At 33.6% G+C, this 21,955-nt stretch carries 14 protein-coding genes and 1 tRNA gene; 4 read left to right on the top strand and 11 right to left on the bottom strand.

Features of this window, described 5'->3' with window-relative positions; genetic code table 11:
- Positions 1 to 142 precede the first annotated feature (142 nt).
- On the bottom strand, positions 143 to 1,918 hold the full coding sequence (locus WBQ70_RS04980) for an AMP-dependent synthetase/ligase (protein ID WP_423911345.1): 1,776 nt from the start codon (positions 1,916 to 1,918) through the stop codon (positions 143 to 145).
- Between the two features lie 305 nt (positions 1,919 to 2,223).
- On the opposite strand from WBQ70_RS04980, the gene WBQ70_RS04975 reads away from it, so the two are divergent.
- Positions 2,224 to 4,251: a carbohydrate-binding protein gene (locus WBQ70_RS04975; protein WP_423911344.1), complete on the top strand. Its 2,028-nt coding sequence runs from the start codon at positions 2,224 to 2,226 to the stop codon at positions 4,249 to 4,251.
- A 103-nt stretch (positions 4,252 to 4,354) separates the two neighbouring features.
- Here WBQ70_RS04975 and WBQ70_RS04970 read toward each other — a convergent pair whose 3' ends face one another.
- The 9 genes from WBQ70_RS04970 to WBQ70_RS04930 all read right to left on the bottom strand — a co-directional run bounded on the left by WBQ70_RS04970 (position 4,355) and on the right by WBQ70_RS04930 (position 13,072).
- A complete protein-coding gene (locus WBQ70_RS04970) occupies positions 4,355 to 4,798 on the bottom strand; it encodes a hypothetical protein (RefSeq protein WP_423911343.1) in 444 nt (147 codons plus the stop codon).
- A 134-nt stretch (positions 4,799 to 4,932) separates the two neighbouring features.
- Positions 4,933 to 5,013: transfer RNA gene (locus WBQ70_RS04965), tRNA-Tyr, on the bottom strand.
- A 283-nt stretch (positions 5,014 to 5,296) separates the two neighbouring features.
- Complete coding sequence (locus tag WBQ70_RS04960; RefSeq protein ID WP_423911341.1) at positions 5,297 to 5,638, bottom strand: L-rhamnose mutarotase; 342 nt, start codon at positions 5,636 to 5,638, stop codon at positions 5,297 to 5,299.
- A gap of 3 nt (positions 5,639 to 5,641) precedes the next feature.
- Positions 5,642 to 6,964, bottom strand: a complete 1,323-nt coding sequence (gene fucP, locus WBQ70_RS04955; protein WP_423911340.1) for an L-fucose:H+ symporter permease — start codon at positions 6,962 to 6,964, stop codon at positions 5,642 to 5,644.
- Positions 6,965 to 7,062: 98 nt separating this feature from the next.
- Positions 7,063 to 8,013 (bottom strand): aldo/keto reductase, encoded by a 951-nt coding sequence (locus WBQ70_RS04950; protein WP_423911338.1) that lies wholly within the window; start codon positions 8,011 to 8,013, stop codon positions 7,063 to 7,065.
- Positions 8,014 to 8,018: 5 nt separating this feature from the next.
- Positions 8,019 to 8,846 (bottom strand): amidohydrolase family protein, encoded by an 828-nt coding sequence (locus WBQ70_RS04945; RefSeq protein ID WP_423911336.1) that lies wholly within the window; start codon positions 8,844 to 8,846, stop codon positions 8,019 to 8,021.
- Positions 8,847 to 8,850: 4 nt separating this feature from the next.
- Entirely contained in the window at positions 8,851 to 10,311 is a 1,461-nt protein-coding gene (locus tag WBQ70_RS04940; protein ID WP_423911334.1) for a tagaturonate reductase, read from the bottom strand.
- 86 nt (positions 10,312 to 10,397) lie between these two features.
- Positions 10,398 to 12,047, bottom strand: coding sequence for a UxaA family hydrolase (locus WBQ70_RS04935; protein WP_423911332.1), 1,650 nt, complete (start codon positions 12,045 to 12,047; stop codon positions 10,398 to 10,400).
- An 11-nt stretch (positions 12,048 to 12,058) separates the two neighbouring features.
- Positions 12,059 to 13,072, bottom strand: coding sequence for a zinc-binding alcohol dehydrogenase family protein (locus WBQ70_RS04930; protein ID WP_423911330.1), 1,014 nt, complete (start codon positions 13,070 to 13,072; stop codon positions 12,059 to 12,061).
- A gap of 208 nt (positions 13,073 to 13,280) precedes the next feature.
- On the opposite strand from WBQ70_RS04930, the gene WBQ70_RS04925 reads away from it, so the two are divergent.
- Positions 13,281 to 14,309 (top strand): LacI family DNA-binding transcriptional regulator, encoded by a 1,029-nt coding sequence (locus WBQ70_RS04925; RefSeq protein ID WP_423911328.1) that lies wholly within the window; start codon positions 13,281 to 13,283, stop codon positions 14,307 to 14,309.
- 42 nt (positions 14,310 to 14,351) lie between these two features.
- The gene (locus WBQ70_RS04920; protein ID WP_423911327.1) at positions 14,352 to 18,623 is read left to right on the top strand and encodes a hybrid sensor histidine kinase/response regulator transcription factor; all 4,272 of its coding nucleotides are present in this window, start codon (positions 14,352 to 14,354) and stop codon (positions 18,621 to 18,623) included.
- Between the two features lie 83 nt (positions 18,624 to 18,706).
- Here WBQ70_RS04920 and WBQ70_RS04915 read toward each other — a convergent pair whose 3' ends face one another.
- A complete protein-coding gene (locus WBQ70_RS04915) occupies positions 18,707 to 19,660 on the bottom strand; it encodes an aldo/keto reductase (RefSeq protein ID WP_423911325.1) in 954 nt (317 codons plus the stop codon).
- A 390-nt stretch (positions 19,661 to 20,050) separates the two neighbouring features.
- On the opposite strand from WBQ70_RS04915, the gene WBQ70_RS04910 reads away from it, so the two are divergent.
- Entirely contained in the window at positions 20,051 to 21,913 is a 1,863-nt protein-coding gene (locus WBQ70_RS04910; RefSeq protein ID WP_423911323.1) for a DNA topoisomerase IV subunit B, read from the top strand.
- Positions 21,914 to 21,955 lie beyond the last annotated feature (42 nt).

The raw sequence follows: 21,955 nt of genomic DNA, 5'->3' as shown, positions 1-21,955 counted from the left end.
TACGTTCAAAATAGTCCTGATGGGAGCGGTATCCTCGTAGCGGAGCGGAGAGATATAGCGGACAGCAGGGCGAGACGTTTTTATGTCTAGGTAGGTTGTACTCCTAAAAAAAACCACACTTGATGTAGCGTGGCTTAGTGGATTAATTGTATATTTTGTCAAATAACTCTTTGTATTTTTCTAAAACAACTTTACGTTTTAGTTTCATTGTAGGGGTCAGTTGTCCGTTTTCAGGAGTCCAGAGATCTGGAGTGAGTTCGAAACGTTTGATTTGTTCCCAATGACCAAATTTTTCATTGATAGTATCGATCTCTTCTTTGAAACGAGCAATGACTTTCTCGTTAGTAATTAGAGATTCATTAGTGGTTCCAAGATCAATATTGTGAATTTTAGCCCATTCTTTTACGAATTCAAAATTAGGTTGAATAAAGGCAGCAGGCATTTTTTGACCATCACCAATCACCATAATTTGTTCAATAAAACGGGATTGTTTCATGGCATTTTCAAGAATTTGTGGTGCGATGTATTTTCCTCCTGAGGTTTTAAACATTTCTTTTTTGCGATCGGTAATTTTTAGGAAGCCTTCGGTGTCTATTTCTCCAATGTCTCCTGTATGGAAATAGCCATCTTCAATAACTTCGGCAGTTTTAGCATCGTCTTTGAAATAGCCAAGCATTACATTTGGTCCTTTGCAAAGGATTTCACCATCTTGGGCAATTTTTACTTCGACCTCACCAATAGGCTTGCCTACAGTCCCAATTTTGAAACCACGATTTCGCATATCATTTACGGCAATTACAGGTGATGTTTCAGAAAGGCCATACCCTTCCATCACAGGAATTTCGGCTGCGGCAAAAACACGACACAAACGAGGTTGTAGTGCGGCACTTCCAGAAACCATTAACTCTAGGTTTCCACCAAGTCCTTCTTTCCATTTGCTGAAAATTAATTTTCGAGCTATTTTGAGTTGCAATTCATACCAAAAACCATTGGCTCCATAAGGTTCATATCGCAATCCTAAATTGATTGCCCAGTAAAATAGTTTTCGTTTAATGCCGGAGAGTTCGTTGCCTTTGGCGTAGATTTTATCGTATACTTTTTCAATTAATCTTGGTACAACAGTCATTACGTTAGGTTTAACTTCTTTGATATTGTCGCTTATTTTTTCAATTGATTCCCCAAAATAGATAGAAACGCCATAATGCTGGTATAAATATAAAACCATGCGCTCAAAAATATGGCAAATAGGTAGAAAGCTCAAGGCTCTACTATCGCCTGCTTTGAAAGGAATTCTTGGAGCACTATCAAGTACATTTGAAACAATATTTTGATGAGAAAGCATCACGCCTTTAGGTCTTCCTGTGGTTCCGGAAGTGTATATTATAGTGGCTAAATCATTCGTATGAATACTATTTTTTCTAACTTCTACCTCTTCTTGATTGTTCGATTCATCACCTAATGTTATTAATTCTTTCCAATTTTTGCAACCAGGTATAGCATCAAAACTATAAATTTCTTTAAGTTGTGGAACTTTATCTTTAATCAAATTGATTTTACGAAGCACTTCAGTATCCGAAACAAAACAATAAATAGCACCACAATGATTGAGAATGTATTCGTAATCATCTTCAGAAATAGTAGGGTAAACAGGAACGTTTTGGGCACCAGTTTGTAAAACACCAATATCAATAATATTCCACTCCGTTCTATTATTGGAAGATATAACGGCAATTTTGTCATCCTTTTGAATGCCCATTTGCAAGAGTGCTCTCGATATAGCATTGGCTTTGTCGATATACTCTTGGGTAGATGTCTTGACCCAACTACCATTTACTTTGCTAGCCAAGGCATCTGGAATGGAATTAAAACGTTCCAGTTGGTAATATGGGATATCGAAAAGTCTAGTTATTGTAGCCATAGGTTCGAAGATTGAGTTTTACTGCAAATTATAAAAAAAAAGTGATTTTGACTGCTTTGAATTGAATATTTGTGAGATTTTATTTGTTCTAAAATTATATGATTGTTTTTTTTAGTTTTTATACTTGTTAAAGAACGATTTAATCAAAAAAATAACAAAATGGATATTAATGAATGTTTGATGAAATACCATTGTACTTTTCAAATTTATTAGACAGAATACTATAAAGTCAAGTTTTTGTCTAGTATTGGAATTATTAATTATACTGATTTAAGGGTATTTTTGCGAATCACAAATCATAAATTATGAGAAAAATAGTATTGTTTTTATTCTTCGTTCCTATTAGTTTTTTTGCCCAAGATTGGGCTGGTATACCTGTTCCTGCAGACGCGGGTACTGGTAAAATGTGGGAACTTCAATCTGATATATCAGATGATTTCAATTACAAATTTGATGCTACAAATGCATTGACCACTTTTGGCGGAAAATGGAAAAATTTTTACCATAATAATTGGACTGGTCCAGGACCAACTATTTGGGATTACAGAAATACATCTGTTTCTGGTAGTGAATTAGAAATTAAAGCTAGCCGTATTACAGGAGAAACTAAATCCTACAGTACAGGAATAGCCAATCCCGCAACAGATACGAAACCCGCTACACGAGCAGGCTGTATTACATCAACCCGCAAAGTTCTTTATCCTGTATTTGTTGAAGCTCGTGTCAAAGTAGCCAATGCTGTAATGGCCTCAGATATTTGGATGCTGAGTCCTGATGATACACAAGAAATTGATATTTTAGAATGTTATGGAGGATCTGGAGTAGATAACCGCAATTCTTTTTTTTCAAAAAACATTCACCTTAGTCATCATATGTTTATTCGTAATCCTTTTACAGATTATCAACCAGCAGATACTTATAGTTGGTATGAACAAACAGGGGTAACAAGCTGGGGAACCTATCCTAATTATGTACGAATTGGAGTATATTGGAAATCACCTACTCATATAGAATATTATATCGATGGAAAATTAGTTAGGATATTATCTGATAAAGCCTTTGCTTCTTTGGATAAAAACGGAGTATGGCACTATACTTACCCTACAGGTGTGACAAATGGAGCTGTTAATAGAGATGGGACAGGATATCAGGCTGTTAATTCGGCTTCTAGTCTTGATGCAGCCAATGCAGCTTCTATTACAAGTGTAATAGATCCTATGAATTATAGTGGTACAAAATCAATTACTAAAGAGTTGGAAATTATTATTAATATGGAAGATCAGAATTGGAATGCTTACCAAGGACGTACACCTACTAATGAGGAAATTGCTAATGCAGCAAATCATACTTTTAAAATTGACTGGATTCGTATCTATAAGCCAGTAGCATCATCAACTTCGGTACCTGTAACAGGAGCAACCTTAAGTCCAGCTACGATAACATTGGTTGCAGGAACAACCACTACTTTGACAGGAGCAGTAACTCCAACAAATGCTTCAGATCAAACAATGACATTTAGTTCTAGTAATACAGCGATAGCAACAGTTAATGCAAGTGGTTTAGTAACTGCTATGTCTGTAGGAACAGCGACGATAACAGCCACAACAACAGATGGAGCTAAAATAGCAACAACAGCTGTCAATGTAACAAATTCAAGTGGAAATACTTTAATTATTGAAGCTGAATCATTTAGTAGTACAGGAGGAACTTTTGTAGAATCGGCTAATCCTAATGGTGGAGTCAGTAAAGAGGCTACTATAATCAGTTATGTAAATGCTGGTGATTGGGTAGATTATAGTTTTAATGTCCCAAAAGCAGGGAAATACAAGATTGTTTATTTTATATCTACACCAAGTAATAATGCCCAAATTAAAGTTTCTTTTGATGGAAAGGATTTTTCAACAGATGATGTGACTAATAATGGAAGTTGGGGAACTTTTGTAGCTTTAGTAGCTAAAAACGAAGTGTCTTTTACCGCAGGTGTTCATACGATGAGATTGTTAGCATCTGGTAGTAATGATTGGCAGTGGAATTTGGATCGTATTGAATTACAGGAAGCTATATTAGGGATTGATGATTTTGATACTCCTTTATCTCAAGTTACGATTTATCCAAATCCAGCGAGTGATCATATTACTATTTCGGGCTATGAATTGAATCAATTATACAAAGTTACTATTTATAACCAAACGGGAAAACTGGTTCAAATAATAGATGGTCATAATATACCAATTCTTATTAAAATTGATAATTTACCAAAGGGTACTTATTTTTTAAATTTAGAAGGTACTCATGGGAATAAAGTATTCAAATTCATTAAGACAAATAAATAGAATAAAGTATGTTATAAAAATAAATAGGTTTAAGAGAGTCGAATTGACTAGCTTAAACCTATTTTTATATTATATGGTAAAATAAGAACACATTGAAATATAATTATCTAATCTTGTTTTCTTCCTCTTGATATATTTTGCTTCTTTCTCCAGCAATAAATATTTTCTTTTTGTCATAATGAATGGAAAATTGTGTAGATACCCAGTTTTCTTCAGTATCCATATTTTTTTTGTACCAAAGAGTATAAGCAGCGCTATTAAATCCTTCTTTAAATTTTGGGATTCCTCCTTCAGTTGCTTCAATTCCCCAACTAATATCGTTTTTAGTCAAATCATTTAATTGAAAAACACCTGTACCATTAGCATTAAGAATAGTTTTAGGTTCTGATACACCGTCATAAAGATAGGTTCCCTCTATAGGGTATCCTATTTTTGTTACTATATAATGAGGTTGGTCTTGGGCTATTATTTTTTCAATTTTTATTTGAGAATAAGCACTATTTGCAAAGGCAATTAATAGAATTAAAAAGATAGAAATTTTTTTCATTTTTTATTTTTATTTTTGGGTTTTAACAAATTTAATCAAATATAGTTTATATTAAATCCCAGATTTTGTTTCTTATTCATTTCAGGACGAAACAATAACAAAAAAAACGCTGTAATAAAAATTACAGCGCTTTGTGGGGAGAGCAGGATTCGAACCTGCGAAGTTTACACAGCAGATTTACAGTCTGCCCTCGTTGGCCGCTTGAGTATCTCCCCATGGCCAGTTGCTTAGTGTTTGTTGCGCTAAGCGGTTGCAAATATAGGAACAGTTTTGATTTTTACAAACTATTTATGCACTTAATTTTGATAATATTTTTAATCTGTTGGTATTGAATAAAATATAATATTAGAGTGCAGTTTTTTATCTATTTCTTTGTCTGATCTACTTGCATCAATTACGTAGTTAGTTCCTGTGATTTAAATAAATAAGTGAATTTGTATATATAAAAAAAAGAGGTATTTGAAAATGTCAAATAGCCTCTGTCTCTTATTGGTGGTATTATAATTGAAAAACTTTTTCCAATGGAATCCATTTTTCACCATCCTTTGCCCAAGGCAATTCTTGTTGGTAATCCCACATTAAATTTTCCCATTCTTGTACTTTAGGATTATTAGCATCCATTTCGGCTTTTTTAAAGGGGTCGAAAGTTTCATCCACTTCCATAATCATAAACATGCGGTTTCCTGTAAGGTAAATTTGCATATCTATAATTCCTGCCTCTTTAATACTTTTAGTGATTTCTGGCCATGCATTTCCTGCTGCATGATATGCTTTATATTCTGCGATTAATTTAGAGTCGTCTTTTAAATCACATGAAAAACAATGACGTGTAGTGTTCATTTTTTATTTTTTTGAAAGTTGAAAAGTAGTGTACCCATACAATGTGACTACAGACAAACAAATTAAAGGTAAGATGAATGAAAAATTAACTTCAGGGATAAATCCTAAAATTTTCACATCTGAGAAACCAGGTCCTCCCCAGTCCAAAATACTTCCTTGTAGAACAGGCATTAATGCACCACCTACAATAGCCATTACTAAACCAGCTGAACCAATTTTAGCTTCGTCTCCCATATTTTTTAATGCAATTCCGTAAATAGTAGGGAACATAATTGACATGAAAACAGAAATACATACTAATGAGATTAATCCAGGCATACCTTGCAAAATAATTGCTCCAGCACAACAGATTACGCCACCAATACCAAATAGCATTAAAATTTTAGAAGGATTGATTGTTTTCATCAAAGCTGTTCCAATCCATCGACCTGTTAAGAAAATTATCATGGCAGCTACATTATAATATGTAGCAGTTAATTGCAATCCAAATGTTTGGTTAACGTTGTCTACATATTGAAAAATGAAAGTCCAACACATAATCTGTGCTCCAACATAAAATGCTTGAGCTACCACACCTTGTTTGTAGTTTTTGTTAGCAAATAGCTTCGAGAATGATTCAGATATTGACATTTTATCTTCGTCAGCAGTTTTTGGCATTTTAGTAAATACGATTACCATCAAGATAATTAAAACCAAAACTCCTAATCCAATATAAGGTACACTAATTACTCCTAAGTCATTTTCTCTAATAGCAACTACTTCATCAGAAGATAGTGCTTTATAGGCTTCGGCTGTATAATCGTCAGAGCGTAATGCGTTGATAACAAAGACCTGCGCCATAATCATTCCTGTCAAGGAACCAATAGGATTAAACGCTTGTGCTAAATTCAGTCGTTGTGTAGCTGTTTCTGGATCGCCTAAAAATAAAATTAATGGATTTGAAGTGGTTTCAAGAAAAGCCAAACCACAAGTAATAATCCATAATGAAAGAAGGAAGTATGTGTAATCTTGATACGCTGCTGCGGGATAAAATAAGAATGCTCCTGTTGCATATAAAAGTAAGCCTACAATAATTCCTGATTTATAGCTGTATTTTCTAATGAATAAAGCGGCTGGTAACGCCATGAAGAAATAACCAAAGTAAAAAGCAAATTGCACTAATGATGCTTGCATATTAGATAATTCTGGCATTACTTTTTTAAAAGCAGATACCATCGGATTGGTTAAATCATTCGCAATTCCCCATAAAGCAAATAAGGATGTTATTATGATGAAAGGAAAAAGTAGGTCTTTGCGAACTACTGAAATTTTAGCTGTTTGTGCCATTGAAATTATGATTTTGTGGTTAGTTATTGATGCATGCAAATTATTAAAGTTTACAATCGTAAGATGTAATAATTGTCTTTAATAATAACACGAATGGTTTATCTGTTTGAAATTATCGTATTAGTTACTTCATCAAAAATAGATTCCTCTAGTTTTCCTTCTTTCCAAGCGTCTAACAAATCAATTAATTGATCTTTAGTTGTAGGTCCTACCACAACTCTGTCCGCTTCTTCTGTAGAGAATACATAACGAAGTGCTAAGCGTGATAATGGAATATTGTGTTTTTCAGCAATGTCGTTTACTTTCAATGCAACATCAACATCAGTATTGGTAATCCATTCATTATTTGGACGCTCTTCTGCATAGGTTTCTAATCGTCTGCCTAATAATCCCATGTGTAGAGCAGAAGCGGCATAATATCCCATCTTTTCTCTTTTAATTTGAGGAATATCTTTGTCAAATGCATTGGTATTACAAGCATCTAATTTCAAAAATCCAGAAACCACATCAAAATTTTCTTTTATCATATGTGGGTAAAAAGGTTCTGTTGGGTTTCCACCCACACCTAATTGGTCTACAATTCCTTCTTTTTGAAAAGAATGCAAACACTCCATGATTTCATCCATTCTTTCAACAGGAACCAAATGTGGTTCGTGTAAAAACAACAAATCAATTTTATCTAAACCTAAAACTTCTAAACTTTCGTAAACACTCTTACGCATTGTCTCAGGTGAGTAATCAACAATACAATCATCAGCTTTTTCAGATCTTAGACGTCCTACTTTGGTACTTATAAATGGTTTTTCGCCTGTCCATTCTTTCAATGCTTTTCCAAGAAAAAGTTGTGATTTGTTGTATGATGGAGCGGTATCAAAAACACGAACACCTTCTTTTAGAGCATGTAATATAGTATCAACAGCGACTGTTTCATCTATTGGTCTCCAAACACCACCTAGTCCTGAACATCCAAGAACTAAACGACTTTGGTTATTAAAAAAAGGACTTTTGGTATAATCTCCTTTAATGTAAGTTGGTTTTGTATTTGTCATCTTAATTATATGTTATAAAAATTGATTGCATTTTGTCCCATGATCTTCTTCTGTTCTTTAGGAGAAAGTTGTGCAATAAATTGAGTTACTAATTCTTTTGTTTGGGCGTAATTTCCAGCTACTAAACATACAGGCCAATCTGATCCAAATAAAACTCGGTCAGCGCCAAAAGCTTCTAATGCCAGTTTCATGTAAGGATGAATTTGTTCAGGAGTCCATGTTTTATAATCCGCTTCGGTAGTCATACCAGATAATTTGCAGTATACGTTTTTTTGTTTACCAATTTCGAGCATCAAACTAGCCCAACCATCATAAAAACCGTCTTTGATATATGGTTTAGCAATGTGATCAATAACAAATTTTTGATTTGGAAACTGTTTTACTAATTCTAATGCCGCTCCTAATTGGTGAGGGAAAATCAGAATGTCATACGTGAAATTGTATTTTTCTAAGGCTGCAATACCTCGTAAAAAGTTAGATCTCAATAAGAAATTATGATCTGGTTCTCCTTGAACTACATGTCTAAAGCCTTTTAGTTTTGGATACTGGCTGTATAAAGCAAGTACTTCTTCAATATTAGAAGCTCTTAAATCAACCCAGCCCACTATTCCTTTGATAAAATCATTCTCAGCGGCGAGTTCTAATAAAAAATCCGTTTCAGCCAAAGTCTGATCCGCTTGAACGGCAATACAACCATCAATTCTGTTTTCTTGATAGACGATTGCTAAATCTTGGGGCATAAAATCCCGACGGATTGTAGCCATTTCGTCATCAATCCATTCGTGTTTTTGAGATTCGTATTGCCAAAAATGTTGGTGTGAGTCTATTACCATAATTCTAAATTGCTAAAACGTTTTTGATTTCTGTTGCGATTCCATTTTTTTCAATAGCTTCTAAATTTTTGGCTACAGCCAAAGATAAACCAGCAATAATATCCAGATTTTGTCCCCAAATAGCAGTGTTTGAAAGGATGTTTTGAGCTAATTCAGAATAACTAATTTCATTCGCATCTTTTTGTTCCCAAGTCTTTTTGAAAAGGTCTAGTGTTTCTTGAGCATCATTAACAGCAATAGTTTCACCATTAAATTCACCTTTGTAAAAACGGATTAAACAAGACAATGAAAATACGATTCGTTTAGGTAGCTCCTTATTAGCAGTTGCATATTCGCTTAAAGCGGGATACAAACGCGCCATAAATTTAGATGTACTGTTCAATGAAATACTGATCAAGAAATGTTTGAGAGTTGGGTTCTTGAAACGGTCTAAAACGGCGTTTACAAAATAGTTTAATTCTTTTTCAGGGAAATTTTGAAGGGTTTTTGTGATTTCTTCTGATAAAACTTCGTTTACAAATTGCAGAATCATAGGATTGTCCATTGACTCTTTGACGGTACGTAATCCTGCAAGATACCCCACCGGAACAAGCGAAGTATGTGCTCCGTTTAGGATACGTACTTTCATTTCGCGATACGCACGAGCGTCATTTACAAACTGAACATTCAAATTTGTTTTTGCAAAAGGCAATTCATTTTGTACAATTTCTGGTCCTTGAATAACCCAACTGTGATAATCTTCACCAGCTACTAACAAAGGATCTTCAAAACCTATTTGCTTCAAAATACTTTCAGCGCGATCCGTAGGATAACCTGAAACGATTCTGTCAACCAAAGTATTACAGAAATAATTCGAGTTGTTTAACCATTCGATAAAATCATCTGATAAATTAAAATGTTTTGCATATTGCAAAAGTGTTGCTTGCAGCGCCTCTCCATTTTGTTCTATCAATTCACAAGGCATGATGATACAGCCTTTGGTTTTATCTCCATTGAAAAACTGAAAACGGTGGTGCAACCACACAATCAATTTTGCTGGAAATTCATGTGGAGGATTGTCATTTAAAACATCTGATTCCGAAAATTTAATACCCGATTCAGTTGTATTCGATATAATAAACCTCAAATCAGGATTTTCAGCCAGTTTTAAATAATCATCCCATTGAGTATAGGGTTGTATGATGCGACTAACGCTTTCGACCAAAGTAACGGTAGAAACTAATTCGCCATTTCTAATTCCGTCCAAGGCCACATGAAATAAACCATCTTGTTCTTTTAATTCATCATAATCCCCTCTTTTAGTAGGTTTTATGATAACAATACTTCCGTTGAAGTTGGTTTCTTTATTTAATACATCAAACATCCAATCCGTAAAAGCACGGAGGAAGTTTCCACCCCCAAATTGCATCACTCTTTCGGGAGCTGTGTTGGTTTTGTTTGCAGTTGTTCTATTTAATTTTTGCATTTTTTTTTTGTTAGGTTCTGAGGTGCTAAGGTTCTGAGTTTCTATGATTCTCAGTAAACCTTAGAGCCTTAGTATCTTAGTATCTCTTACAAAGAAATCCCTCTTTTCCAAGGAATAAAATCGTTTTGACCTTTAATTTCGGCTTTCGAAATTTCGCCATTTGCAACCCTGATGATGTGTTCTAAAATGTTTTCACCCATGGTTTCAATGGTGTCTTCTCCAGTAATAACCGTTCCAGCATTGATGTCAATGATATCGTTCATTTTGTTAAAAAGGGTGGTATTACTCGATAATTTTAAAACTGGAGCAATAGGGTTTCCAGTTGGAGTCCCTAAACCAGTGGTAAAAACCACAACATTACAACCAGAACCCGCTAGGGCAGTGGTGCTTTCTACATCATTTCCAGGAGTACAAAGCAAGTTTAAACCTGGTTTTCTTATTTTTTCAGTATAATCCAATACTTGTGCGACTGGTGATGTTCCTCCTTTTTTGGCGGCACCTGCTGATTTCATAGCATCCGTAATTAAACCGTCTTTGATATTTCCTGGGGATGGGTTGTTTTCGAAGCCCGAACCTACGGCAACAGCAGCAGCAGAATACGCTCTCATTAATTTAGAAAATTTGGTAGCATCTTCTTCAGTCTTACATCTATTGATGATGTCTTGTTCTACACCATTTAATTCTGGGAATTCTGATAGTACTGGTGAACCTCCAATTGCTGCTAATAAATCAGAAGCATATCCAAGGGATGGATTGGCTGAAATTCCAGAAAATCCATCAGATCCGCCACACTCTAATCCTAAAACTATTTTGCTAATAGGAGCGGGTTCACGAACTAATTTGTTAGCTTCGATTAATCCCAAGAAAGTGTGTTTTACGGCTTCCTCAATTAAAAGACGTTCGCTAGCACTTTTTTGTTGTTCTAAATAATGGATTGTTTTTTTGCAATTAGGATCTCTGTCTTCAATTGCTTTTTGAAGCATATGAATTTGTGCATTTTGACATCCTAAACTAAAAATTGTAGCTCCTGCCACGTTTGGATTGGTAATGTATCCTGCTAGAAGATTGCAAAGCGCTTCCGAATCCTGACGAATTCCACCGCAACCGCCATCGTGTTTCAAGAATTTGATTCCGTCCACATTAGGAAAAAGTCGGTTTTTAGCCAGTTCTTCTTTGGTAGAAATAATTGGTGTATTCAGGATTTCTTCTGATGACGCTCCTGCTTTGTATTGTTGGATTAAAGCATCAGTATCTACAGCAAAATCTTTGACCGTTTCGTATCCTAATTTTTCGGATAAAGCCCCTTCAAGTACATCAATATTTCTGTTTTCACAAAAAGTAAGCGGAATTACTAACCAATAATTTCTTGTCCCCACACTGCCGTCTTCTCTATGAAAACCATTAAATGTACGTCCTTCAAATTTTGAAGTATCAGGAGGTGTCCAAACAAATTTTTCATTTGACTCATTGAAATCAGCCGAAGCATGCTTGGTGTTTTCAATCGTAATCGCTTCTCCTTTTTGAATAGGTAACATCGCTTTTCCAATTAAGACTCCATACATATAAATTTCTTCACCAATAGCTAAATCAACAGTAGTGAATTTGTGTTTTTGTTTGATGTTTTGAACCAAAGTGATTTCGTCTTCGTTATGCGGAATTACGGTTCCTTTGGTTAATTCCGTTAAGGCAGCAATGATGTTATCCTTAGGGTGTATTTGTACAAATGTTTTTGACATAGTAAGTTGTATTATGAATTAAATTCGACAGTCGCTTTGATAACTCCTGTTGCAGGATTCAACCAGCTATCAAAATTTTCTATCATTTCAGTAAATGGGACTGTATGTGTGATGAAAGATTCAGTTGGGAATTGATCTAAAACATTAATAACGTGTTCGAAATCCTCCGTAGTAGCGTTACGACTACACATTAAAGTCATTTCCTTAGCATGAATCGCAGGATGCGTATAAGTCAGTTCTCCTTTTGACAAGCCTACCAATACAAATCGACCACCGTGAGACATATAATTTGGTGCAGATTCTAACGCTCCTTTGTGTCCTGAAGCATCAAAAACAGCGGTACATAAATCTCCGTTTGTAATTTCTTTAATCGCTTCAACTGTGTTTTCTCCTGCAACAACAGTGTAATCCACTCCAATTTTTTCTTTGGCGTAAGCCAAACGCTGTTCGTTCATATCAATTGCGATTACTTTTGCTCCTGCAATTTGCGCTAGTTTCATAATCCCAATCCCGATAGGTCCACAACCAATAACTGCTACCGTTTCACCGGGAGTAAGGGCAGCTCTACGTACCGCATGTGCACCAATAGCAAGTGGTTCAACAATTGCCATTTGGTCATTTGATAAATGATTGGCTGGTAATAAAATATTGGTTGGAACTGTAATTTGTTCTTGCATTCCACCATCTGTATGAACCCCTAATACTTTAATATTTGTACAACAGTTTGTTTTTCCATTACGGCAAGCAATACATTCTTGGCAACTGATGTAAGGCATAACTACGACTTTATCACCTGCTTTGATTCCTTTTGGGTTATCGCCAATTTCTAAAACTGTTGAAGCTAATTCATGTCCTAAAATTCTAGGATAGGTAAAGAACGCTTGATTTCCTGCATATGCATGTAAATCAGTTCCGCAGATTCCTACTTTATTGATTTGTAATAAAGCTTCATTTTCTTTTCTGATAGGAGCTTCTTTTTCTTTTAAAATAAATTCTCCGGGTTTTTCGCAAACAATGTATTTCATTTTATTTTTTTAGGTTGTTATTATTTTGTTCAATCGTTTGAACATTCTTTTAAAAATAAAAGATTTGGATAAATCTTTAGACTAGTTGATGTTCGTAAAATGCTGTATTAGTTGAGTTTTAACTGTGTTCTTATTGTATTCTATTATTTTGTTATTAATTAAAAAGAATCTATATTTGTTCAATCGATTGAACAAATATAAAAATAAATTGGAAATAAAAAAAAAATCAACCATAAAAGATATTGCTATAGCTTTAGGATTGACCCCTTCGGCGGTTTCAAAGGCACTAAGTGATCACCCTAGAATTAGTGATAAAACCAAAGCTGCCGTTAAGGATATGGCTGTTCAATTGGATTATCAACCAAATTCTTTATCGAGTGCTTTGCGCAAAGGAAAGAGCAATCTAGTGGGCGTAATTGTTCCAAGGGTGAATAGTAATTTCTTTTCATCAGTAGTTCAAGAGATGGAGGAAGTATTGAATGCCAATGGTTATAATATTGTAATGACACAGTCCAATGAATTGTATAAAAAAGAGTGTCAAAGTATCGATTCTTTATTAGGAATTCAGGTAGATGGAATTATCGCTTCTATGGCAAATGAAACCATTAATCTAGAATACTATGAAAAGATAAAATCCAAAGGGGTAACCTTGGTTTTATTTGATAGAGGAGAGGATGAATTAAATGTGGATTATGTAGGTATTGATGATTATAAAAGTAGTCATTTGATTATTGAACATTTAGTTAGTCAAAATTGTAAACGTATTGCACATATTGCTGGATTCAATCATATTCGTATCTATAAAGACAGGATTATAGGATATAGAGATGCGATGGCAAAAGCTGGATTGCCTATTCGGGAAGAAATGATTATTGAGAGCAATTTAAGAGTCGAAGATGGTAGGAGAATTATGAAAGAATTATTAGCTTTACCAGAACGACCTGATGCTGTATATGCAGCAGGAGATTATGCTGCATTAGGAGCTTTACAAGTTTTGTTAGAAGAAGGAATAAAAGTTCCTGAGGATATTGCGTTAATCGGTTTTAGTGATGAACCATTTACTTCTTTAGCTCAACCTTCAATCTCAACAATTAATCAGCATAGTAGTCAAATAGGAAGGCTAGCTGCCGAAGCATTTTTAGAAAGAATGAAAAATCCAAATAAAAAAACAAGCCTAAATAAGATTATATTAGCTCCAGAATTGATTATTAGAGCGTCTTCTTGTCGAAATATTTAATAAAAAGAATAATTTAATACTACTTATATAATGCCAAAATTGATGAACCAAATAACGAACACTTTTTTAAATACTATTTTCAAAATGATGTTTTTATTACTGTTTTCTTTCGGTGTAAAAGCTCAAGAAGAAAACGGTTTTGTTCATTTGACGACAGATAATGGTTTGTCTCAAAGTGATATCAATGCCATCTATCAAGATAAGGAAGGTTTCATGTGGTTTGGAACTCATGACGGACTCAATAGATATGATGGATATAATTTTTCAGTTTTTAAACCTGCATTAAATGATAAAAAAAGTATCAGTAGTAATTTAGTATGGAAAATTGTTGAAGACAAACAAAATAATTTATGGATAGGTACCACAGGAGGAGGATTGAATCTTTTTGATAAAAAAACTGAAACTTTTACCCATTTTAAAAATAAGGTTGGTGATGATTTTAGTTTAGTTAGTAATACCGTAAGTTCTTTATTGAGAGATAAAAAAAATAGGTTATGGATAGGTACAGCTAAGGGAATTGATATGATTGATTTAAACAAGTCATTAGAAACACCTGTTTTTAATCATTTTGTAATGAATCAGTCAAAGGAAAAAAATTCATGGGATGGAACAAATATTTACAGCATTTTTGAAGATAGTAAAGGTAACATCTGGGCGGGTAGTTTGTATGGTTTGTATAAACTAACTAGGGACAAGCATGGAGAAATGTATTTTGAAGATATTGGTTATTTTAATTCCTCTATAAGAAGTATTGCAGAAGATGAATTTGGTCGTTTATTAATTAGCTCTTATAAAGGATTATTTGTGGTGTCTTCTAAAGATAATAATATAAAATTTGATTTAATAAGTGATGAATCCTATTCAACCTTATTGTGTTCAAAAGGATATTTGTGGGCAGGAAGTACTAAGGGATTGTTTAGGTTTGAAAATGCTTCGTCTTTAAAATTACCTTCAATTATCCAGCAATATGTATACGATCCTAAAAATCCTGAATTAAGTTTGAGTAAAAGTGATATAAAATCCTTGTTTTTAGATAAAGGAGGTATTTTGTGGATAGGCGTAAATGGTGGCGGTATTAATAAATTTAATCCCGATGTTAAAAGATTTAAGCATATAAAAAAAACATTAAACCCTTCAAGCCTTTCTAATGATAAAGTTCGTTGCATTTTTGAAGATAGCAATCAGTATGTGTGGATAGGAACAGAAGGAGGTGGATTAAATTATATTAAAAAAGGGCAAAAATATACTGATTTTAATAAAGTTTTACCTTCATTAAAAATATTTACTCTTGCTGAAGTTAAAGAAGGGAACTCGAAAAAATTACTTATAGGAGCTGAAGGTGCTGTTGGACTCTATGAATTAGATATTACAAATCCAAATGCAATATCTTCTACGAAAATTGAATCAATAAAAAATGTTGATCATAGTGTATTTTCTATTTTAGTAGACTCTAAAAAAAATATTTGGATAGGAACCTATAACGGTGGTGTACATCGATGGTTAGCCACAGGAACACCAGGTGTTTATAAGAAAGATATTTTGTATGAAAACAGTAACCGCTCAACGAGTATTTCCAATAATATTATCCGTTCCATATATGAAGATAGTAAAGGGAATATTTGGTTTGGAACGGGAGATGGTCTTAATAAATTGCCAGTTCATCAAATAAGGCAGAATAATCCAAACTTTACAGTTTTCAAGAATAAGAACAATGATCCATCGAGTTTGAGTCATAATTATATCTTGGCGATATTTGAAAGTCGTTATGGAGATTTATGGGTTGGAACGTTTGGTGGAGGATTAAATAAATTAGTACCCGCTAAAATTGGTAAAGAAGAAAGTTTTAAATCTTACACTGAAAAAGACGGACTTCCAAGTAATGTTATCAAAGGGATTTTAGAAGATAGTTATGGAAATATTTGGATGTCTACTAATAAAGGACTTTCCCGCTTTAATATAAAATCAGAAAAATTCAAAAATTATGATGTTAACGATGGTTTGCAGAGTAATGAATTTAGTGAATTAGCTTCTTTTAAACGACGAAATGGTGAACTTATTTTTGGTGGTGTTAATGGTTTTAATGCTTTTTATCCAAATCAGATTAAAGATAATTCAATTAAACCTAAAACCGTTTTTACCTCCTTTTCAATTTTTAATAAACCTATAAATATAGGTGAAGATTTTGATGGAAGAGTAATATTAAATCAATCCATTAATACTATTGAAGAAATAGAGTTATTGTATAGTGAAAATAGTTTTTCAGTTGAATTTTCAGCTTTAAATTATACAGCACCAAGAAAAAATAGTTATGCTTATAAGTTAGAAGGATTTAATGACGAATGGATTTACACCTCTTATAAAAACAGGTTGGCTACTTATACTAATTTAGCTCCAGGAACCTATACCTTATTAGTTAAATCCTCTAATAATGATGGTATATGGAGTGAGACACCATCTAAATTAAAAATTACTGTAGTTCCTCCATTTTGGCGAACAAATATTGCTTATTTCGTGTATTTATTGTTTTTTGTAGGCTTTTTAATGGCGCTTAGAAGGTTTGAAATTATTCGTTCTGCTAAAAAACACCAATTAGAATTAGAGGTATTTGAAAAAGAAAAACACGATGAAATGCATCGTTTGAAATTGGAGTTTTTCACCAACATTTCACATGAATTTAGAACACCGTTAACTTTAATAAAAGGGCCATTAGAATATTTGCAAAAAAACGGTGGTGCTATTGCGCCAGAGAAAGTTAATGAGCAATACGGAATCATGCATAAAAATATTGATTATTTATTGCGTTTGGTTAATCAATTGTTAGATTTTCGTAAGATGGACAAGGGGAAGATGGATTTAGTAGTTTGGAAAAGTAATATCATTGAGTTTTTAAAATTGGTAGGAGAACCTTTTCAGTTTTTGAGTCATAAGAAGAATATCAGTTTTCAAATTAATTCAAAACTTAATAATCCCTTAATTTGGTTTGATACCGATGCAATGGAGAAAATAATGAATAATTTACTTTCAAATGCATTCAAATTTACCTCTGAAGGAGGTAAAATAAGTATCGAAGTATTTGATGGTAAGGATCATTTATTGGTATCAGATCTAACCTTAATGGGGGAACCATCTGATTATATAGTTATTCAGGTGAAAGATTCAGGTTTAGGAATACCTACCCATCGATTAAAGTTTATTTTTGAACGTTTTTATGTAGACAGTGACTATAGAAAGGTAAATAGTGAAGGAACAGGAATTGGACTTGATTTTACCAAAAAATTAGTTGAATTACACCAAGGTTATATTGAAGTCACTAATAATAAGAAACGTGGTGCTTCGTTTTTTATCTGGTTGCCAAAAAAATCAAATGCTTATGAAAATATAAGTGGTATTTCTTTTGGAGGAGAAACAGAAAATAAAGTCTTCACTAGTGAATTAAACGCCGAAACACATGCTGTTGAAGTATTAGATGAAATTGTGGATCAAACAGAACATAAATCCAGGTCAAAAAAACCTATATTGTTAATCGTAGAAGATAATCCAGATATCAGAATTTTGATTAAAAACGGACTGGAAAAAACCTATGATATTTACGAAGCCGAAAATGGCCAACGCGGTATAGAATTAGCTCATAAATTAATGCCGAATATAGTCCTGACAGATATATTTATGCCTGTAATGGATGGTATCGAAATGTGTGATAAACTGAAAACAACCTCTGAAACAAGTCATATTCCTGTGGTTATGCTTACTGCTAAAACATCTCAAGAATGGGAGAAAGAAGGTTTGAAAAATGGTGCAGATGGTTATATTCGTAAACCATTTGACATGGAATTATTAGAATTAAAACTTAAAAACATTCTTAAGTATAGAGAAGAATTGCGCAGACGATTTAATAGAGACACAACTTTACAGCCTAATGAAGTTACCGTAACATCTGCTGATGAACGTTTTTTACAAAAAGCAATTGAAGTAGTGGAGAAACACATGATGAATACTGAATTTAGTGTGGAGCTGATGGTGAAAGAAATGGCATTGAGTCGTAGTAATTTGTATTTAAAAATTAAAGAATTAACGGGTTTATCTTCTAGTGAGTTTATACGAAATATTCGTTTGAAAAGAGCCATGCAATTGCTTGAACAAAGTGATCTTTCTGTCAAAGAAATTATGTACATGACGGGGTTTAATACTGCTTCATATTTTTCTAAATGTTTTAAAAAACAATTTGGTGTTATTCCAAGTAAATATTTAAGAGATTCAGATACTGAAGATGAAGATGATGTTATTGATGAACTGAATCCTCAAAATAAAAAATAGTTGATTTTAAACCCTGCTTCAGCAGGGTTTTCTATATGTTTTAATCTCGAAAAAATAAGATTGTTAAATAATTAATTTATGTATTAATTCCAAGTTAAGCGATTACGTTCCTCCCAATAAGATACTGGATTGGTGCGTAATAAACTTAGTTGCTTCATCTCTGAATGCAATAATATCAAATCAGGATGCAAAGCTTTTAGATTTTCTTCTAACTGATGTATGTTTGAAGCACCGCTTAAAACATAGTTAGGTTCAATGCTGTCTATCACAAAACGAATAACGATAGCATCAATACCTACGTTGTATTTTAGGGCTAAATTTTCTAATAGACTATAAGTTGCTTTGTTTTCTTTATTAAAAATTCTGCCGTTAGCCAAAGCTTCTTTAATAATTATGAATTTGCTTTTTGATTTTAAAATATTCAAAACTTCAAAGGTAGATTGTTCTAAAATATTGTATGTCACTTGAAAACTATCAAAGAGATAATCGTTATTGATTTTAATGTTTAGAGCTTCGAGTATAATTTTATTTTGATTCTCACCGCTGGTTGTAAGTCCTATTTGTATTCCAGTTTCTTTTTTAAGTTGGTATAGTTTATTCAAAATGGCGTCATTTTGGAGCACACCAGTTTCTAGGGTAGCCGAGTGAATTTGGTAAATGTTTAATTTAGGCAGTAATTCTTGAGAAACTTCCCATTGCTCAAGTAATTTATCTAGTGAATGTTCCTTTATTTCGTGTTTGCCATAGTATCCCAATTCCCAGTTTGCAACATAGGTATAACCCCATTTGGTGCCTAAAATGACATCCGAATGTTTTCGGTCGTTATTCCAGTCCATTAAGTAACGTTCGCCCTTTCCATAAGAAGGAGCGGTATCATAATAACGAATTCCTTTTTCGTAAGCAAAATCCAAAACTGAGAAAGCGTTTTCTCTAAATGCTTTCTCTGTTTTGTCAATATTTTTGTTTTCTCGAATGTTGATGTATTCGGGTCTTCCCAAAGCTGCTAAACCCATTCCTATTTTTGTTTTGATAGTCAAATGAAATTTGTTTTAAATTCAACATAATTTATAAAACAAAAATAGTGAAACTCAAAATACTGTAGGGTACCAAATAATTAAATATTGTTCAACATCAACAGTTTTCATCGCACAACCAAATCTATAGACTTTCAATCCATATTGGTTTAGTCAATCCATTTTATAAGTCATTACACCTATCAAAAGTGGGGGTATAAGTAAATAATTAATTAATAGTAGTATTTTAGTTTTTAATGATAACGAAAACTTTAATCTTCACAACAATATCTAAATACCAAATATTCAATAACTCACAATTTTGTCAATATCATTCTTGATAACTTTGATTCTACGGGCTTTTAAAATAGTTTGAGAAATGGTATATTAGCACAAAATCGATAAATTCCCAAAATGTCAGAGCAAAATCAATATACCGAAGATAATATTCGGTCACTGGACTGGAAAGAACACATTCGCATGCGTCCTGGTATGTACATTGGGAAATTGGGCGATGGTTCTTCACCGGATGATGGTATTTATATTTTATTAAAAGAAGTAATTGATAACTGTATCGATGAGTTTGTCATGGGTTCAGGGAAAACTATTGAGGTTTCTATCAAGGACAAAACCGTAGCAGTGCGTGATTATGGTCGTGGAATTCCGCTTGGGAAGGTGATTGATGTGGTTTCTAAAATGAATACTGGTGGTAAATACGACTCGTTAGCTTTTAAGAAATCCGTTGGTTTGAATGGAGTAGGAACCAAGGCGGTGAATGCTTTGTCAAACTATTTTAGAGTAGAATCAGTACGAGAAGATAAACAAAAGGCAGCGGAGTTTTCTGGGGGGAATTTGGTGTTAGAAGAAGATGTAATTGAAACTACCAAACGCAAAGGAACGAAGGTAACGTTTATTCCAGATGAAGCGATTTTTAAGAATTACAAGTTCCGATATGAGTATGTAATCAAAATGTTGAAGAACTACTGCTATCTTAATGCAGGATTGACAATTATATTTAACGGGGAAAAATATTTTTCAGATTATGGACTTCGTGATTTACTTGATGAAAATATTGCCGAGGAAGACAAGGTATATCCTATAATCCATATTAAATCTGAAGATATCGAGATTGCGATGACACACAGTAAATCGCAGTACAGTGAGGAATACCACTCGTTTGTAAATGGACAAAATACCACTCAGGGAGGAACGCACTTGGTGGCTTTTAGAGAGGCAATTGTAAAAACGATAAGAGAGTTTTATAATAAAAATTTTGAACCTTCAGATATTCGTAAATCTATTGTTTCTGCGGTAAGTATCAAGGTGATGGAACCTGTTTTTGAATCACAAACCAAAACCAAATTAGGTTCTACGGATATGGGTTCAGAAGAGGGAATGCCATCTGTACGTACGTTTATCAATGATTTTATAAAAAACAAATTAGATAATTATTTACATAAAAACCCTGAAACAGCTGATTTGCTGTTGCGCAAAATTTTGCAAGCAGAAAGAGAGCGAAAAGAACTTTCAGGAATTAGAAAATTAGCGAAAGACCGTGCCAAAAAAGCCAACCTTCACAACAAGAAATTGCGAGATTGTAGGGTACATTTAGCCGATATTAAAAACCCTCGTTACTTAGAAAGCACTTTATTTATTACGGAGGGAGATTCGGCTTCGGGATCAATAACCAAGTCGCGTGATGTAAATACCCAAGCGGTATTTAGTTTACGTGGTAAGCCCTTGAACTCGTACGGAATGAGCAAGAAGATTGTGTATGAGAATGAAGAATTCAACCTCTTGCAGGCCGCTTTGGATATTGAGGACGATATGGAAAACCTGCGTTACAACAACATTGTAATCGCTACCGATGCCGATGTCGATGGAATGCACATCAGACTACTATTGATTACGTTTTTCTTGCAGTTCTTCCCAGAATTAATCAAAGATGGTCATTTGTATATTTTGCAAACACCGTTGTTTAGGGTTCGAAACAAGAAAGAAACGATTTATTGCTATAGTGATGAAGAACGTAGAAATGCGATTGAAAAACTAAAACCAAAACCTGAGATTACTCGATTTAAGGGATTAGGAGAGATTTCGCCTGATGAATTCAAGCATTTTATTGGGGAAAGCATTCGTCTTGAACCGATTATGCTTGACAAAGCAACTTCTATTGAGAAATTATTAGAGTTCTATATGGGGAAGAATACGCCTGACCGTCAAGAATTTATCATCAAAAATTTGAAGGTGGAACTTGATGTGGTGGAGAAGGAGTAAAGTAAAATATAATTAGTGCCAATGTCAAAAAGCCATCTTAAT

The sequence above is a fragment of the Flavobacterium sp. genome, from assembly GCF_049590715.1.
GTDB lineage: Bacteria > Bacteroidota > Bacteroidia > Flavobacteriales > Flavobacteriaceae > Flavobacterium.
This window is presented reverse-complemented; position numbering and strand designations above follow the sequence as displayed.

Bases quoted from the DNA above. Each gene is read 5' to 3' on its own strand.
- WBQ70_RS04970 (WP_423911343.1), bottom strand. From the start codon at position 4,798: ATGAAAAAAATTTCTATCTTTTTAATTCTATTAATTGCCTTTGCAAAT.
- WBQ70_RS04910 (WP_423911323.1), top strand. From the start codon at position 20,051: ATGTCAGAGCAAAATCAATATACCGAAGATAATATTCGGTCACTGGAC.
- WBQ70_RS04950 (WP_423911338.1), bottom strand. From the start codon at position 8,013: ATGACAAATACAAAACCAACTTACATTAAAGGAGATTATACCAAAAGT.
- WBQ70_RS04920 (WP_423911327.1), top strand. From the start codon at position 14,352: ATGAACCAAATAACGAACACTTTTTTAAATACTATTTTCAAAATGATG.
- fucP (WP_423911340.1), bottom strand. From the start codon at position 6,964: ATGGCACAAACAGCTAAAATTTCAGTAGTTCGCAAAGACCTACTTTTT.
- WBQ70_RS04945 (WP_423911336.1), bottom strand. From the start codon at position 8,846: ATGGTAATAGACTCACACCAACATTTTTGGCAATACGAATCTCAAAAA.
- WBQ70_RS04935 (WP_423911332.1), bottom strand. From the start codon at position 12,047: ATGTCAAAAACATTTGTACAAATACACCCTAAGGATAACATCATTGCT.
- WBQ70_RS04975 (WP_423911344.1), top strand. From the start codon at position 2,224: ATGAGAAAAATAGTATTGTTTTTATTCTTCGTTCCTATTAGTTTTTTT.
- WBQ70_RS04980 (WP_423911345.1), bottom strand. From the start codon at position 1,918: ATGGCTACAATAACTAGACTTTTCGATATCCCATATTACCAACTGGAA.
- WBQ70_RS04930 (WP_423911330.1), bottom strand. From the start codon at position 13,072: ATGAAATACATTGTTTGCGAAAAACCCGGAGAATTTATTTTAAAAGAA.
- WBQ70_RS04940 (WP_423911334.1), bottom strand. From the start codon at position 10,311: ATGCAAAAATTAAATAGAACAACTGCAAACAAAACCAACACAGCTCCC.
- WBQ70_RS04960 (WP_423911341.1), bottom strand. From the start codon at position 5,638: ATGAACACTACACGTCATTGTTTTTCATGTGATTTAAAAGACGACTCT.